This window comes from Streptomyces sp. HUAS TT7 (assembly GCF_051550175.1).
Classification (GTDB): Bacteria; Actinomycetota; Actinomycetes; order Streptomycetales; family Streptomycetaceae; genus Streptomyces.
This window is the reverse complement of the sequence record NZ_CP196175.1, coordinates 4,954,078-4,968,186: the sequence shown is the minus strand read 5'-3', so window position 1 is coordinate 4,968,186 and position 14,109 is coordinate 4,954,078. Positions and strand designations below refer to the sequence as shown.

Sequence of the window (14,109 nt, the reverse complement as noted above, 5' to 3'; positions counted from 1 at the left end):
GTCCACAACGTCCCCATGTGCCGACAGCTCATCGCCCCCACCGAATGGGATCTCCACGGAGGGTGGGCACTGGGAGACAGAACCGAGTGGTCCAACAGGGCGTGCGGCCTGGCGTCGCTGAGAATGATCCTGCTCGCCTACGGCCATGAAGCACCATCGGTCACTGAGCTGTTGAAACTCGCCCTCAAGCACGAGGTGCTGACCCCACGTGGAGCGCTGCATGCCGGCATCGCCAACCTGGCAACCGACCTTGGAGTTCCTGCCCGCGCCGAGCCTGTAGCGGCCGACAGCCTGGTCGCCCGACTCGAAGAGGCCCCGCTGATCATGTCGGTGACCGAGCAGTTCCCCAACGACGGCCGGACCGGTGGCCATCTCGTCATCGCGCACGGTTACGAGGACGGGGTGGACCCGACCATCTTCATCCGCGACCCCTCCGCGTGGGGACAGACCAACGACCGCGTCCCCCTGAGCAGGGTCACGCCCTCCTACACCGGCCGAGCCATCACGTTCGCCCCTCTCATTCACGACGGAGCGTCCTCATGACCGAGGCAGAAGGTGGCCGGAGGATCGCCGTGCTCGGGGAAATGCTGGAACTGGGCGACGAAGCCTTGGAGGCCCACAAGGCCGTAGGGCGCATGGCCGCCGAGAACAACATCGATCTCGTCGTGGCAGTCGGCGGAGACCTCGCAAAGCAGCTCGCTCTCGCGGCGGGCGCAGCGGGTGTACCCGACGTGGCGATCGTCGCCGACAACGCGACCGCCGCGGCTTTCGTCAGCTCTCTCCTCCGCCCCGGAGACGTCGTGCTCACGAAGGCTTCACGGGGCGGCATGTTGTGGCAGGTCGCCCAAGCCCTCACTGGACAGCCCGTCACCGGACTCTGACGCGTTCCCCTCCGGGGAACCGTTTGCTGTCCTTCGGCTGAGACGGCAGCCACGCAACCAGCGAACTCATCCCGCACGGTGAGGCTCGCCGAAACCCTTTGCCGGATGGGCATCGACGAGACCAGTGCTGCCCCCGTTGTTCCTCCAGGGAACGAGCCGCCCGTTCCCTGGAGGAACAGCCCTCTTGTTCCCTGAGGGAACGAGACTTGAAGGTGATCATCATGAGCTGCCCCTAAGCCAGCTGGCGACTGGTGACCGGCAGGACACAGGCTCCCGAGGCTTCCCGACGTCCGACTGGGCCTACCCTGCGGCCAGCGGTATGTAGGGGTTGGGATTTCGGGCTTCAGTGGCCGAGGTGGCGTAGGCCGTCCTCAACGCTGGGGTGCCACTGGTCGACCGGACCGGAGTTGCGGTTGTACCAAGCCGCGTCCAGGCCGGGCTCCTTCGTCTCGTGACCAGACCCGCAGCGCAGCCACACCGAGTCGTCGCGCATGCAGAAGACGATCCAGTCCCGATACGCACCACACTGCCAGCACGTACGAACCTCGCCATCGACAACGAGCGGCTGCATCCAGCGCATCATGAACCCGGCAACGTCCTGGCGGGACGGCGCCCGGAACTCCGGCGGCAGGAAGTCAGGCCCCATCGCCGCCTCCGGGTCCGATCCGGCCGACACCGGCTCTTCGGCCGGGACGGTGTCGAACGGCAGCGGCTCTTGCGCAAGCCTCTGGAGCATCGCGAGCGCCTCACGCTGGGCTTCACGGAACTCACGGTCGGCGCGAGCACGTCGTCGGAACACGCAGAGACTCCTTCTCTATCACCTGGCGGATACAGGTAGCGGGCAGCTCAGGGAAATCAGCGACGAGCAGCACAAGCCGCTTCAGGCCGCGGGCTGTCAGCTGCGGCGGACAACGCGGAGCCGACCCCCGGCGCACTCGGGCAGCGTGCGACGGGACACCGGGACCGGTGAGGCGAGCGTGGAGGCGAACGCAGCGACCAGGTCGTGGGGGACGCTGGCACTGAAGCTGGCGCACCACTGATACGGAGCACCGAGAACAGGTTCCGCCCACGCCTGCCAGCCCACCAGGTCAGGGCGTGGGTCGGCGTCCTGGACGAGCGACGGCAACACCTCCAGGGAAACGCTGGCAGAGAAGCCGGGGTCCGTGACGGTGGTGCGGGGCCGGTCCACGTCTCGGATCCAGCCCAGGACGGTGAGCGCCTTGAGGACGGTCTCGGGTCCTTCAAAGCCGACGTCGGGCGCCTCGCGGGTGCCGATCGCGACGAGGAGATCAACGAGGGCCTCGTACGGGACACCGGCGGTGAAGTACGCGTTCCACTCCGCCATCACAGAGTCGGCATGCGTTCGGGCACTCAGCTGCCAGGCAACAGGTAGGCCACCCAGCTCGAACGGGTAAGCCGCGAGGACCCACTCGGCACCGAACAACCCGTCCGGGCTCACATACAACAACGTGTGCCGGGCAGTCGGCCACATACGCCAGCCGAGCCCGGCCAAGGTATCGCCGACCTGTTCGGCAAGAGCACCGTCGTCACCGGCCAAGTGGCGAGGGGCGACCCAGTACACCTGGTCTTGCGCGTCAGGGCGGAAGGGATCGATGGGATGGTGCGAGTGCAGAGGCACCTCCGTAGAGCCGGGGTAGTTCTTCCAGCAGGGCGTTGTAGGTTCACATGGCTTGCGGCCGCGCACCAGCCCTTACGTGATCTGTTGTGTCTGCCCCCGGCGAACGACGCCTTGGTCGCCGAGGTATCCGATGCAGCAGCTCTGGTGAGGCACTCCGCCGGACGTCAAGCCGGGCCAGCTCGTTGCACACCTTGGGCAGGCGCCCCGACAAAGCGTGCCTGCGCTGTCGGAAGACGACTGGTCAGAGGGCCGGAATGCGTGCGCGATGCGTGAGCGGACGGTAGAGCACGAGCCGTCATGGGCAGGATCAAACGACATGCCGGATGGTGCTGACCTGCGAGGACAGCACCATCCGGCACACATGAGCACCCTCGATCATGGATTCCGTCCCGCTCCTAAAGCGGGTGTCGCAGGTTCGAATCCTGCCGGGGGCACCAGCGCAGCAGCAGGTCGAGGGCCCTGCCGTCCTCATGGACGGCAGGGCCTTCGGTCTCGCGGCACAGGTACGGCACACATGCGTGCGCACCGAGGGCGGGGAGCAGCCGGCGATACTCACGAAGTCGAGCTGCCCCGACGGTGGCACGCGAACCTGGCCACAAGTCTTTGCGGCAACCCTGGCTTACAGGGCGCTGTTGTTGCAGCCCATGCTCGAACCCATGTGGGTGTTCTGCGCACCCGGGTTGCCCTCGCCGTTGAGCGCGTTGCCCAGCACGCCGTTGAGGATGCCGACCTGGCCGAGGACGTCGACGTTCAGGTCGTGCGACCGGCAGTTGCTGCTCTGCCCGATGCCGAACTGGTCACCGCCCTTCCCCCCGTCGTGCGCCTGGGCCGTGCCGGCGGCCAGCATTGCGAAGCTGCCGAGGGCAGCGACCAGGACGGCCGCCTTGCGAAGCTCGTTCATTTCATCTCCAATGGAGCGCAGTGGATACGATCCGTGGCAGATCGATTCCTTACAGTCACGAAAATTAGTATTAGATAATCCCAAAACGCCCGATGACGCGCCGGAATCCGTGATCTTGTTGGGGGGAACCACCCTGAAGTCGTAACGCGCGCGTGCGGGCCTTCCGGGCCCTTCGGCGTCATCCACCACCCACAGCCGTGCCGCAACCCCGGCGACCGCCCGCCGGCCCCGCTGGCCGGGATCCCTCGCGTGGACGAGACTGCACGGCATGCGCTCACAGGACGTACTCATCGACGGTTACGGACGCATCCGGGAAGAGGTGCACGCCGTCGTCGACGGGCTCTCCGCCGACGATCTCCATGCCAGGCCGGGCGACGGCGAGGCGAACTCCATCGCATGGCTGATCTGGCACCTCACCCGGGTGCAGGACGACCACATCGCCGACGCGGCCGGGATCGGGCAGGTGTGGCTGACGAAGGGCTGGGCAGACCGCTTCGACCTGCCTCTGGTGAAGACGGACACGGGATACGGGCACACGTCCAAGCAGGTCGGCCAGGTGCGGGTGGCCTCGGGCGAGCTGCTGCTCGGCTACTACGACGCCGTCCACGAGCAGACGCTCGGCTTCCTCGGCAAGCTCGACGGCAACGCGCTCAACCGCGTCGTGGACGAGCGCTGGGACCCGCCGGTGACACTGGGCGTCCGCCTGGTGAGCGTCCTGGGGGACGACCTCCAGCATGTCGGCCAGGCCGCTTACGTACGAGGCCTGTTCTGACCCACCCCGGGGAGCCCAACACCCACGGCCCGGCCGAGCGCCTCGCGCCACCAGCGGCCCGGGGCATAGAGGGCCTCGGCATCAACGGCCACGCGTCCGGCATGCCGGGTCACCCTTCACATGCCGGTAGTCGTCTCCCCTGGCCCCACTCGACGCGCCCAGGTGACTCTCGCCGGCGACCTTGATGGCAGCACCCTCGATGGGCCGGTCGCAGGCGACGCAGAACTTGGTGCGGCTCGTCGGCGTCATGGCGTCTGCTCCCTGGGACCGGTCTGTACGGGGACGGCAAGCATGTGGGCGATGCGTTCGGCGCAGCTCGCTTCGTGGCCGCGTTCGCCGATTTCGTAGTCGAGGGAGGTGATGTACCGGTTCCCGTTCATGGCAATCTGCTCGGTGAGCATCCCGTCGAGGGGGTTGGCCGCCTGCAGGGACTCCGGGCTGGTGAGGTCGACGTCGACGTGGAGTCCGCGCTTTCGCAGATGGCCTGCGAGTCTCTGCAGGTCGGTGTCCATACGGAGACGATCTCAACGCGGGAGGCCGGGCGGGACATGACACCCTATGACACGGAGTTGATCATGAGGTCCGTGGCAATCACGGGGACGCGGGCGACCGGCCATCGCAGCCGTCACGACTACGCCGACCTGTTCGCGGCGTACCTCGGGCCGTTCGCGGACGACGCCCACTTCTACATCGGCGGCGCCAAGGGCATCGACAGCCTCGCTCTGGCCTGGCTGGCCGAGAACACCGCCGCACACCTCACCGTCGTCGTACCCGGCACCGTCGACCAGCAGCCCGCGGAGGCGCGCCAGGCCATCGCTCGTACGAGGGCCCGTATCAAGGACGTCGTCGAACTGCGCGCCGCCGAGCTCGCCACCCCCGCCTATCACGCCCGGAACCGGTGGATGGTCGACCACGCCTCGATGACCATTGGATTCCCGCACGCCACCGAACCGTCGACCGGCACTTGGCAGACCCTCAACTACACGGCAGAGCAAGGAAAACCACGCCTGATCGTGCCCGTATAGCCACCATCACGGGCATTTTCGGGCCACGATGGGGTGGTGAGTGACGACAGGGCGACGGGTGCGGGCATGCTCAAGGCGCTGCGTCGACGCCGCGGCCTGTCCCTCGCCGAGACGGCTCGCGCCCTCATCGCAATCGCCGGACAGCTTGGCGGGCCCCGTACTTCACTGCCGTCCGTCGCCGGACTCCAACGTTCGGTCGCCCGCTGGGAAGCCCCCGCACCGACCCGCCCCGACGCCCGCCACCAACTGCTCCTGGCCCACTTGTACGCCCGTACGCCGACTGGGTCGATCGCACTCGGAGCGGGCTCAGACTTCGCCGAGCTGCTCGACGCCCTCGCCCATCTCGGCGAAGGCGCAGCCCAGTTGGCGGAGCTGCGCTCGATACTGGTGCGGACGGCGACGGACCGGGGCGGCGGCATGCTGGCCCTGCTGTCCGGGAGCACGCAGGCCGGATTGGCCGCAGCGCTGGCGGACCCCTCGCGCACCGACGAGGCCCTCGTGACCGGCCTGTCGACGGTCGTCTCCGACGTGAACGCGCAGGTGGGTTCGCTGCCGTTCGTACGATTACAACTGATGCTGGCCCCCACGGTGGAAGCCTGCCGCCGACTGACCACCGGCCCCGTGCCGGAACCGTTGCTCCCCCAACTGCGGGCTGTGTCCGTGGCGGCCCACACACTGGCCGGCCGCCTGGCGTTCGAGACGCGCGACGACGTCGCATCGCAAGGTCTGTACGCAGCCGCGACCCGCGAGGCGGGGCTGCTGCCGGATCCGTGGCGGCGCGCCACCGTCCACATGAGTCATGCGCTGGTGACTCTGTACTCGGCACAAGGCTCGGCTGGGGCAAGGGAGTTGGCGGCTGCCGCAGTGCGGGATGCCCGTTCCGGCGAAAGCGTCGTGGTGCGGGCGCGGGCGCACGCGTTGCAGGCGGAGATTGCCGCCCGCGCCGGAGAGGAACGTCAGGCGGAGGCGGCGCTCGGCCTGGCCTGGTTCGACATGGACCGCAGCCAAGCCGACGACCCGTCGAGCAGCTCGTTCACGGCCGGACACCTGCGCGGCTTCGAGGGCGTGTGTGAGCTGTACGTGGGCGACGCGCAAGCGGCCCACGACCGCTTCGCGTTGTCGGCGAGCGCGCTGGTCGCGCCCCGGGAACAGGTGCAGCGAGCCATCGTGACGACGGACCAGGCACTGGCTCGGATCCGCCTGGGCGATCCGCAGTCGGCGGCCGGTCTGCTGCACGAGTGCGTACTGGCTGCTGCGACAACAGGCGGGCGGGTTCCGGCGCTTCGCCTGCGGCGATCCAGGCAAGAGCTTCGGCCGTGGCGGCGGGAGGATTGGGTGGCCGAACTCGATGACCATTTGATGGATGTGCTCGGGGCTTGACCACGATCCACGGGACCCTTAGTTCGAGCAGTCCGTGGCGACGTTGCGCTCGGCCGGGGTGACGGTGCTGTACGGCGAGGGCGGGTTCGTACCGAACGAGCCGGGTGAGCGTCGGCCGGCCGGCTATCCGTGGCAGATCGCACTGGACGCAGTCGAAGCGACGGCTGGACCGCAGTCGTAGGCATCTCCCCAACGAAGCCGCACCGAAATTCCCCGCCCTCCAGACACCTAGTACGCCATGATCACGACATGGCAGGTATGTCGATCGTTGTGTGTCTCCCCGGCACCGCCGCCGGGCGGCTGGACGAGGCAGTCGTCGAGGCGATGGCTCCCTTCCAGCACGACTACGCCAGTAGCGTCGAACTGGACATCTGGGATTACGCCCGCATTTGCGGCGGTGCTGACGGTCACGGCTTTGCGGTGCTGCCTGCCCACAAAGGGGACCCCCGGCTCATACACGACCGCCCAAGGTACGACGGCACCCTGGAGCCCAGCCGCCAGGGGATGTGCGCGGGTGGCCCGCGGGAGCTGCTCGACTTCACCGCACCGCGCGCCGAAGCGGAGGAGATCGCCGGGCAGGCATGGGACCTCTGGCACACACTGGCCTCAGTGCACCCACCCGCGGATTCACAGACGGCCATGGCCCGCCGAACCGGCGAGATAGGCACCGGATACTGGAGCCAGCCCCTGATCAGCGCCTTCGGCGAGGCGCTCGACACCCTGCACCGCACCCGGCGGACCTACCACTTCGGCAGCCTGCTCGGCAGCCTCGATCCCGTCAGCGACATCGGCGAGGCGAGCCGGGAGGAATTCGCTTCGCAGCAGGGCCACTTCGCGCTGAACCGGCGCAACGTCCTCACTCTCGGCGGCTGGTGGTACGGGATCGGCGACACGCCCCTGCATGGCGCCTGCCCCGGCCCCGACCGGTGCCCGCACGAACCGGACGTCGGCGAGGGTGTGGTTGCCGTCGACGCCTATCTGAAAGGGCTGGCCCCGGACGCCCTGCTCGTCCGCGTGCACTGCCATGTGTGAGGTGACGCAGCCGCCCCGGGGCGCGGTGTGCCCGACCCGCTCTCCCTATGGTCAGCTGGCCCCATGGAAGCGCTATGGACCAGTGCGGTCGCAGTCGTCGGGACGCTCTTGGGCGGCGTCGTCACGCATGTTCTTCAGGGGCGGGCCGCTCGGCAGAGTGAGTTGTTCACGCGGGGCGAGTCGCTGCGGCAGGAACGGATCGCGGCCTACAGCTCGTTCGCCTCGGCCGTCGAGGACTTCCGGCGGGGGCAGGCCGATCGGTGGTACCGGAAGCAGGAGGACCCCGACGGGGAGGCTCACGTCGTCGCGAGCGCCGAGGCGCACCGGCTGCGGGCGGTGGCCCGGCAGGCGCTCTACCGCGTCAAGCTGCTCGCCGGTGATCGTGGACTTGTCGACGCCGGTGAACATGCCCTGCAGTGCACCCGCGATGTGTCCAATGCCCTGGACCCCGAGCAGCGGGGGCAGTTGGACGATGCCGCCAAGGCGGCCATAGAGCAGTTCATCGAGCTCGCCGCTCAGCGCATACTGCCCGACGCCACCCGTACCACCGGAACGCCGTCCTGACTCAGCACCCCGTCACGGCTCGACAACCCCCACCGGGCACCCCGTCCCGCGGGGAATGCTGTACGGCGCGGCCACGTGGTACATGCCCGGTTTCGGGGCGAGGAGTTCTGTCCACTCGTCACCCGACGGCGTCGTCGCGGCCTTGCGGAGGCAGCCGTTCGGGTTGGTGTACCTCTTCGGGCCGTGGTCGCGGAGTTTGGACTCCGGGGTCTCCTGCGGCGGCACGACGCCCTTGCCCTTCTCGTCGACCAGCTTCAGCCAGGGCGAGTACGGAATGCGGATCAGGATCTTGCCCGGGGAGCGGACCTCGACCGTGACCTCGCCCTCGCCGGCGTGCTTGACCGTGGCGGGCGGGTCCGCCAGCGGGGTCGGGTTCTCGACCGCGAACAGACGCCAGTGCTCGTTCGACCAGATCTGCTTCAGGTAGGGCAGGCCCCCCTCGATGAGCTTGCCCTCCTGGACGGCGCCGTTCACGTCCGCCGGGCCCAGCGGCAGCACCACGTAGCGCACCGCCCAGCGGTTCAGCCAGGCGTGGTAGTTGTCCGCGTTCAGGGTGTCGTCGTAGAACAGCGGGTTGCGCTGTATGTCCGCCTGGCGGTTCCAGCCGCGCGCCAGGTTCACGTACGGGGTGAACGCCGAGGCCTCGCGGTGGCTGGAGGCGGGGACCACCTCCACCCGGCCGGTCTTCGCGTCGAGCCCCTGCAACTGGTCGACCAGCGGCGCCAGATCCCGCGCCCAGGTCGCGGCGGGGGCGGTGCTCACGATGTCGTCCACCGACTTGAAGCCGATCCACCCGTTGAGCCCGGCGAAGGCCAGCAGCACGGCGTACCACTTGCGGGACTTCGGCACCGTGTACGGAAGGGCCGCGAGCAGCACCACGCCGGCGAACAGCATCGCCATGCGCGTGATGTTCGAGCCGATCTGCGACTGGATCGCGAAGCACAGCAGCACCGCGACGCCGTACACCAGCGCGGCCGTGCGGACCGTCCGCCAGTCCTTCGGTACGAGGAAGAGGATCAGCAGCGCGAAGAGGAACGGGCCCGACGTCGTGGCCAGCGACATCGGCTGCGTGCCCGAGAACGGGAACAGCCACGCCGACAGTCCGACCACCACGACCGGTGGCAGGCCGATCGCGTACGCGCCCGGGCGGCGCTTGTTCAGGAAGAGGGCGGCCGCGACGAGGCCGAGGAACAGTCCGGCGACCGGGCTGCTCGCGGTGGCGAGCGCGGCACAGGGCGCGGCCACCGCCGCCTTCGGCCAGCGGTTCTCGCGCTTGTTGTGCGGCCAGCAGAACACCGCGGCCACCGCGCCGAGCGCGAACATCATGCCGAGCCCGAACGTCACCCGGCCCGACATCGCATTGCACAGGAAGGCGAACAGCGCGGCGAAAGAGCAGGCCAGCGGGTTGCGGACCGCTTTCACGCGCACCAGGATCAGCGCGGTCAGTCCGGCCGACACGGTCCCGGCGATCATCATCGTCGTCCGGACGCCGAGCACCGACATCAGATACGGCGAAACCACGCTGTACGACACCGGGTGCATCCCGCCGTACCAGGCCAGGTTGTACGCGGACTCCGGGTTGCGGCCGACGAACTCGGTCCAGGCGTCCTGCGCCGCGAGGTCGCCGCCACTGTTCGCGAAGAGGAAGAACCACAGGATGTGGGTCACGGCCGCGGCCACCGTCACGAACGCGATGGGGTGGCGCATCGGCCAGAAGTCCGGGCTCAGCCCCGGCCCCGGTCCCATTCCGAGGCGTATTCGCGCCTTGGACCAGGGCGTGGACCCTGTACTGGTACCGGTCGTGGACGCTGTACCGGTCCCGGTCGAGCTCGTGCCCGTGGTCCCGGTCGAGCTCGTGCCCGTGGTCCCGGTCGAGCTCGTACTCGCCGTGTCGGTCGTGCTCGTACTCGCGGTGCTGTCGGCGCGGGTGGGCGTCGGCTCAGCGGTGGTCACTGCGGCTCTCCCGCCTCACGCTGTCTCACCTGGCATACGCGACCGTGTGCATCTGTACACGGTCTGCGCGGGGTCCCTGAAGGAATTCCCCAGGGGGTTCCCCGAATGTTCTCCCCGAGATTGTCCCTGATTCCAGGGACGCCGTCCCCGCGTCCCCAGTTGCCCGAAGCTAGCACGGGGGCGCCCCGCAGGCCGGGGCGCCCTCGATGCGTTCGGGGCGGTCAGCCCAGTCGGGTGAGCTTGGCGCCCGTGCCCGGTTCGGTCAGGGCGCTCTTCAGCTCGACCGGCGCGGTCAGCTTGCCGTTGCCGCTGCCGATGGACAGCTCGCCGACCACGGTGCCCGGCTTCGCCGAGTGCGGGACGGGCTTGCCGCCCGCGGCAAGGGTGACGTCCACCTTCAGGCCCGGCCAGCCGACCGCCTTGAGGTCCTTGGCGGCGACCAGCGGGGTCTTCCCGCCGAGCCCGTCGTCGACGTACCCGACGACATCGCCCTTCTTGACGACCGTCGCCGAGGTGACGGCCTTCTGCACGGCCTGGATCAGCGTGTAGCTGTTGTTGATCGCGGCCTTCAGCTTGTTGTCGAGGGTGGTGCCGGTGCGCTGGCCCATGACGATGCCGTAGATCCGCTGGTTCTTGCCGTCGACGACCGTGTCGGCCGACCACAGCAGATTGCCGCCGGCCGGGGTCGAGGAGCCGGTCTTGATGCCGCTGACACCCGGCTTGAGCAGGATCGTGTTGTTGTTGTAGATCATCGTGTCGATGCCCGGGATCTTGATCTGGGGCGTGTTGACGATGTCGCGGAACACGTCGTTCTGCATGACTGCCTGGGCCAGCTTGAGCTGGTCGACCGGCGTGGAGACCGTGGTCTCCTTCAGACCGCTCGGGTCGGTGTACGTGGTGCTGGTCATGCCGAGTTCCTTGGCGGCGTCGTTCATCTTCGCGATGAACGCCTCCTCGGATCCTGCGTCCCAGCGGGCCAGCAGACGGGCGGCGTTGTTGCCGGACGGGATCATCAGCAGTTCGAGCATCTGCTTCTCGGTGAACTGCTGGTCCTTGCGGATCGGCGCCGTCGACTCGTCGGGCTTCTTCGCGTCGTCCTCGGCCTGCTGGTCGACCGTGATCTTCTCGCCCTCCTGCTTCCCGCTGATCGGGTGGCCCTTGAGGATCACGTACGCCGTCATCGTCTTGGCCACGCTCGCCAGCGGCGCGGGCTTCTGCTCCCCGTGCGTGCCGAGGCTGCCCACCCCGTCCACGGACACCGCCGACTGCCCCTCGGCCGGCCACGGCAGGTTCAGCGCGTCGCCGTTGAAGGTGTACGTCGCCGACGAGGTCAGGGTCAGCTTCGGATCCGGGAGCGGACGCAGGATCTGTACGACTGCAAAGACGATCAGGAGGAGCAGGACCAGCGGGGTCCAGATCTTGAACCGCCGCACCGTGGTGCGGACCGGGGTCTGCGGCGGGGGCGGGGTGTTCGTCAGCTCGGCGAGCAGGTCGAGCGGGGGCTTCGGCGGCAGCGGCTGCTGCCGGGTCCGCTCGGCGCGCTCGGGGATGACCTGGGCCGAGCCGGGGGCCGCGGTCGGCGGCGGGGTGACCTTCGGCGCCTCGGGCTTCCTGACGGGGGCGTCGGGGCCCTTCGCCGGGGTGCCGGGGTTCTTGGCCGGGGCGGCCGTGCCGGCGTCCGCGTCGTCCGACCGCAGCGGTATGAACCGGCTGGTCCGCTCGGCGGCGGGCTCCCGCTGGGGCGCGGGCAGCTTGAGCATCGCCGTCGGCTGGTCGACGGCGGGCGGTGCGGGGGCCTTGAAGACGGCGGTGGGGTGGTCGATCCCCTCGGGCTCGGCAGGCTTCGCCCCGGCTTCGGACAGGTTCGCTCCGTCGGCCTTGGGGTCGGAGGACTCTGCCTTGGACTCGGCCTTCGCGGGGCCGGCCTTGGGGTCGGCCTCGGAGGGGCTCGCCTTGGACTCGGCCTTCGCGGGGCTCGCCTTCGGCTCGGAGGGGGTCGGCTTGGCTCCCCAGGAGGTGGCTCGCGCGCCGGGGGCCGCGTCTTCGTCGCCGGGCTTGGCGTCGTCAGCCTTGGCATCGCTCGGCTCGGCAGCGCCGGGCTTGGCGTCAGCGGCGGTGGCGGTGGCGGTGGCAGCGTTGTCGGACGCCTCGGGCTTGGTGCCGGGGGTCGCGGGCGCGGGCTCGGCGTCGTCCGCCTTCGGGGCGGCCGCCTCGGTGTCGGCGCTGCTGTCCTTGGCGGCTTCGGGCTCGGCGCCCTCCCGCTTGCCGTCGTCCGCCTTGGGGGCGGCCCGCTCGGCGTCCGCCTTGGGCGCTGCGGGATCGGACCCGCCGTCCTCGTCCGCGTCGGCGTCCGTACCGGTTTCGACCTCGGCATCAGCCGCGCCGGCCTTGGCGTCCTCGGGCTCGGCCCTGGCAGCCTCGGCCCTGGCGGCGCCCTCCGGCTCGGTCGACTCCGCAGCCGCCTCCGGCTCGGAAGCCGCACTCTCAGAAGCCGAACCCTCGGAAGCCGCCCCCGCAGGACCCTCCCCCTTGGGCTCCGCCTCCTGGTCGACCCACGCCGCGACCGCCGCGCGGAGCCGGGAGTCGCCGTCCTCCCGGCGCGGGGCCCGGAAGACGGCCGTCGCCTGATCGACGGCGCACGCCGCGGAAGCCGCAGCGGTCGAAGCCGAAGCCGAGGCCGAACCGGAACCCGTGCGGGCACCGGAGCCGGAACCATTCGCCGTCCCGGCGCCGTCCTCACCGGAGGGGGACGGGGAGGAGACCGCGATACGCGGGTCGCGTTCGCTCGTAGCCGTCTCCCCCGACGACTGCTTCTGCTCCGACTTGTCGGGGGACTCGCCCGCCACCGATGCCTCCTCCAGACGCCGGGTGGCGTCATCCGAAACTGTCCGAACCATGTACCAGTGTCCCGTGTGCCGGGTAGGACCCCCCGGCTAGACGAGAACGACATACCTGCTGGTTCCCGTACGAACCACCCAGGCGCTCTCGACAGATGAATGTGAGAGGGGTCACCCTGTCATTCATCCACGCGGGGAGGCATGGATGGGCAGGAGCCGCAGAACTATTCCGGAAGAGCTGTTGCTGCTCGCTCTGGACCCGGCCACGGGTACCACAGCGCAGCCGCAGTCGCTCGACCTCGGCCTCGCCGGAGCCCAGCTAGTGGAGCTGGCTCTGGCAGGACGGATAGCCCCAGACGGGGATCGTATCGCCGTGGTGATGGCACGGCCGACAGGAGATCCGACACTGGACTCCGCACTGGAACTGCTGCGCAGGCGCGGCAGCCCGGTCCGGGCCGTCCACTGGATCGGCGGGCCCCGCCTCGGGCTCCGCCAGATTTACCTCGCGCACCTGGAGCGGTGCGGCATGGTCCATGCCGTGTCCGGCCAGATGTGCGGGGTGCTGCCGACGACTCGCTACCAAGCGACGGACACGGCGATCAGCCGGGACATCAGGGCCCGGCTGGACAGTGCGATCCGCACCGGCGTACCGCCGGACCCGCGGACCGCGGCGCTTGCCGCGCTGGCCCACGCAGTCGGGCTCGGCAAGCACCTGTACCCCGGCAACGAGGGGCGGTCATCGCGCTCCCGTCTCAGGGACCTGATCAGGCACGACCCGATGGGCGGTCTCGTCGCGCACGCCGTGATGGACGTCCAGAACGGTGTGGCCGCTCAGCCACGCCGCAACGGCCAGGGCCCCGGCGCCGCGCCGGACAACGGAAGCCGCCACGCAGCGGCGGCCGGCGTCCCGATGCAGCCGCATCACGGGGCGATGGCGAGGGCTGTGGCCCACCACTAGCAGCACCGGCACGACCCGCATGACCCGTCGCACCGCATTACCGCCGCACCGTCGTCCCCATGACCCGGTTCGGGAGCCGCACCATGAACGCGCGGGGCTGTCCCAACAGCCCCGCGCGTTTGCGTAGTCGCTGTGTGTGGCCATTTTCCAGCGCGCGCCCGGATGTT

15 protein-coding genes and 1 pseudogene are annotated in these 14,109 nt (G+C 69.4%); 9 read left to right on the top strand and 7 right to left on the bottom strand.

The features are described 5' to 3' along the window. Positions 1-15 precede the first annotated feature (15 nt). The gene (locus ACSHXC_RS22500) at positions 16-543 is read left to right on the top strand and encodes a C39 family peptidase (RefSeq protein WP_438296753.1); all 528 of its coding nucleotides are present in this window, start codon (positions 16-18) and stop codon (positions 541-543) included. Continuing rightward, a complete protein-coding gene (locus tag ACSHXC_RS22495) occupies positions 540-881 on the top strand; it encodes a glutamate ligase domain-containing protein (protein ID WP_385999872.1) in 342 nt (113 codons plus the stop codon). Before ACSHXC_RS22500 ends, ACSHXC_RS22495 begins: the two co-directional genes overlap by 4 nt. 343 nt (positions 882-1,224) lie before the next feature. Here the strand turns inward: ACSHXC_RS22495 and ACSHXC_RS22490 are convergent, their stop codons facing one another. From ACSHXC_RS22490 to ACSHXC_RS22480, 3 genes are all read right to left on the bottom strand, one after another. After that, positions 1,225-1,680 (bottom strand): hypothetical protein, encoded by a 456-nt coding sequence (locus tag ACSHXC_RS22490; RefSeq protein WP_438293315.1) that lies wholly within the window; start codon positions 1,678-1,680, stop codon positions 1,225-1,227. A 96-nt stretch (positions 1,681-1,776) separates the two neighbouring features. Continuing rightward, the gene (locus tag ACSHXC_RS22485; RefSeq protein WP_438296751.1) at positions 1,777-2,463 is read right to left on the bottom strand and encodes a DUF317 domain-containing protein; all 687 of its coding nucleotides are present in this window, start codon (positions 2,461-2,463) and stop codon (positions 1,777-1,779) included. A gap of 676 nt (positions 2,464-3,139) precedes the next feature. Further along, positions 3,140-3,421, bottom strand: coding sequence for a hypothetical protein (locus ACSHXC_RS22480; RefSeq protein ID WP_386153077.1), 282 nt, complete (start codon positions 3,419-3,421; stop codon positions 3,140-3,142). A 268-nt stretch (positions 3,422-3,689) separates the two neighbouring features. Here ACSHXC_RS22480 and ACSHXC_RS22475 point away from each other — a divergent pair, with 268 nt between their 5' ends. Beyond that, positions 3,690-4,193: a mycothiol transferase gene (locus ACSHXC_RS22475; protein WP_438293314.1), complete on the top strand. Its 504-nt coding sequence runs from the start codon at positions 3,690-3,692 to the stop codon at positions 4,191-4,193. 81 nt (positions 4,194-4,274) lie between these two features. Here the strand turns inward: ACSHXC_RS22475 and ACSHXC_RS22470 are convergent, their stop codons facing one another. Next, entirely contained in the window at positions 4,275-4,442 is a 168-nt protein-coding gene (locus ACSHXC_RS22470) for a hypothetical protein (RefSeq protein WP_438293313.1), read from the bottom strand. Further along, positions 4,439-4,705 carry a hypothetical protein gene (locus tag ACSHXC_RS22465; protein WP_438293312.1) on the bottom strand — a complete coding sequence of 89 codons (267 nt, stop codon included), beginning with the start codon at positions 4,703-4,705 and terminating at the stop codon, positions 4,439-4,441. Before ACSHXC_RS22465 ends, ACSHXC_RS22470 begins: the two co-directional genes overlap by 4 nt. 63 nt (positions 4,706-4,768) lie before the next feature. Between ACSHXC_RS22465 and ACSHXC_RS22460 the strand changes: the two genes are divergently transcribed. The 5 genes and pseudogenes from ACSHXC_RS22460 to ACSHXC_RS22440 all read left to right on the top strand — a co-directional run bounded on the left by ACSHXC_RS22460 (position 4,769) and on the right by ACSHXC_RS22440 (position 8,194). Further along, positions 4,769-5,218, top strand: a complete 450-nt coding sequence (locus ACSHXC_RS22460; protein ID WP_438293311.1) for a hypothetical protein — start codon at positions 4,769-4,771, stop codon at positions 5,216-5,218. Between the two features lie 33 nt (positions 5,219-5,251). Beyond that, on the top strand, positions 5,252-6,598 hold the full coding sequence (locus tag ACSHXC_RS22455; protein ID WP_438293310.1) for a hypothetical protein: 1,347 nt from the start codon (positions 5,252-5,254) through the stop codon (positions 6,596-6,598). 22 nt (positions 6,599-6,620) lie between these two features. Beyond that, a pseudogene (locus ACSHXC_RS22450) lies at positions 6,621-6,779 on the top strand (flavoprotein); the annotation flags it as partial. Positions 6,780-6,847: 68 nt separating this feature from the next. After that, the gene (locus ACSHXC_RS22445; protein ID WP_438293309.1) at positions 6,848-7,630 is read left to right on the top strand and encodes a hypothetical protein; all 783 of its coding nucleotides are present in this window, start codon (positions 6,848-6,850) and stop codon (positions 7,628-7,630) included. 63 nt (positions 7,631-7,693) lie between these two features. After that, positions 7,694-8,194: a hypothetical protein gene (locus ACSHXC_RS22440; protein ID WP_438293308.1), complete on the top strand. Its 501-nt coding sequence runs from the start codon at positions 7,694-7,696 to the stop codon at positions 8,192-8,194. A 12-nt stretch (positions 8,195-8,206) separates the two neighbouring features. Here the strand turns inward: ACSHXC_RS22440 and ACSHXC_RS22435 are convergent, their stop codons facing one another. After that, positions 8,207-10,147, bottom strand: a complete 1,941-nt coding sequence (locus ACSHXC_RS22435) for an MFS transporter (RefSeq protein ID WP_438293307.1) — start codon at positions 10,145-10,147, stop codon at positions 8,207-8,209. A gap of 221 nt (positions 10,148-10,368) precedes the next feature. Beyond that, a complete protein-coding gene (locus tag ACSHXC_RS22430; RefSeq protein WP_438293306.1) occupies positions 10,369-13,044 on the bottom strand; it encodes a serine hydrolase in 2,676 nt (891 codons plus the stop codon). A 145-nt stretch (positions 13,045-13,189) separates the two neighbouring features. Here ACSHXC_RS22430 and ACSHXC_RS22425 point away from each other — a divergent pair, with 145 nt between their 5' ends. Beyond that, on the top strand, positions 13,190-13,942 hold the full coding sequence (locus ACSHXC_RS22425; protein ID WP_385999856.1) for a GOLPH3/VPS74 family protein: 753 nt from the start codon (positions 13,190-13,192) through the stop codon (positions 13,940-13,942). The last annotated feature ends 167 nt before the right edge of the window (positions 13,943-14,109 follow it).

What these genes read in the sequence shown, in the direction of transcription:
- ACSHXC_RS22445 (WP_438293309.1), top strand. Translation starts at nt 6,848, where the DNA reads ATGGCAGGTATGTCGATCGTTGTGTGTCTCCCCGGCACCGCCGCCGGG.
- ACSHXC_RS22480 (WP_386153077.1), bottom strand. Translation starts at nt 3,421, where the DNA reads ATGAACGAGCTTCGCAAGGCGGCCGTCCTGGTCGCTGCCCTCGGCAGC.
- ACSHXC_RS22425 (WP_385999856.1), top strand. Translation starts at nt 13,190, where the DNA reads ATGGGCAGGAGCCGCAGAACTATTCCGGAAGAGCTGTTGCTGCTCGCT.
- ACSHXC_RS22470 (WP_438293313.1), bottom strand. Translation starts at nt 4,442, where the DNA reads ATGACGCCGACGAGCCGCACCAAGTTCTGCGTCGCCTGCGACCGGCCC.
- ACSHXC_RS22495 (WP_385999872.1), top strand. Translation starts at nt 540, where the DNA reads ATGACCGAGGCAGAAGGTGGCCGGAGGATCGCCGTGCTCGGGGAAATG.
- ACSHXC_RS22500 (WP_438296753.1), top strand. Translation starts at nt 16, where the DNA reads ATGTGCCGACAGCTCATCGCCCCCACCGAATGGGATCTCCACGGAGGG.
- ACSHXC_RS22430 (WP_438293306.1), bottom strand. Translation starts at nt 13,044, where the DNA reads ATGGTTCGGACAGTTTCGGATGACGCCACCCGGCGTCTGGAGGAGGCA.
- ACSHXC_RS22465 (WP_438293312.1), bottom strand. Translation starts at nt 4,705, where the DNA reads ATGGACACCGACCTGCAGAGACTCGCAGGCCATCTGCGAAAGCGCGGA.
- ACSHXC_RS22460 (WP_438293311.1), top strand. Translation starts at nt 4,769, where the DNA reads ATGAGGTCCGTGGCAATCACGGGGACGCGGGCGACCGGCCATCGCAGC.
- ACSHXC_RS22440 (WP_438293308.1), top strand. Translation starts at nt 7,694, where the DNA reads ATGGAAGCGCTATGGACCAGTGCGGTCGCAGTCGTCGGGACGCTCTTG.
- ACSHXC_RS22475 (WP_438293314.1), top strand. Translation starts at nt 3,690, where the DNA reads ATGCGCTCACAGGACGTACTCATCGACGGTTACGGACGCATCCGGGAA.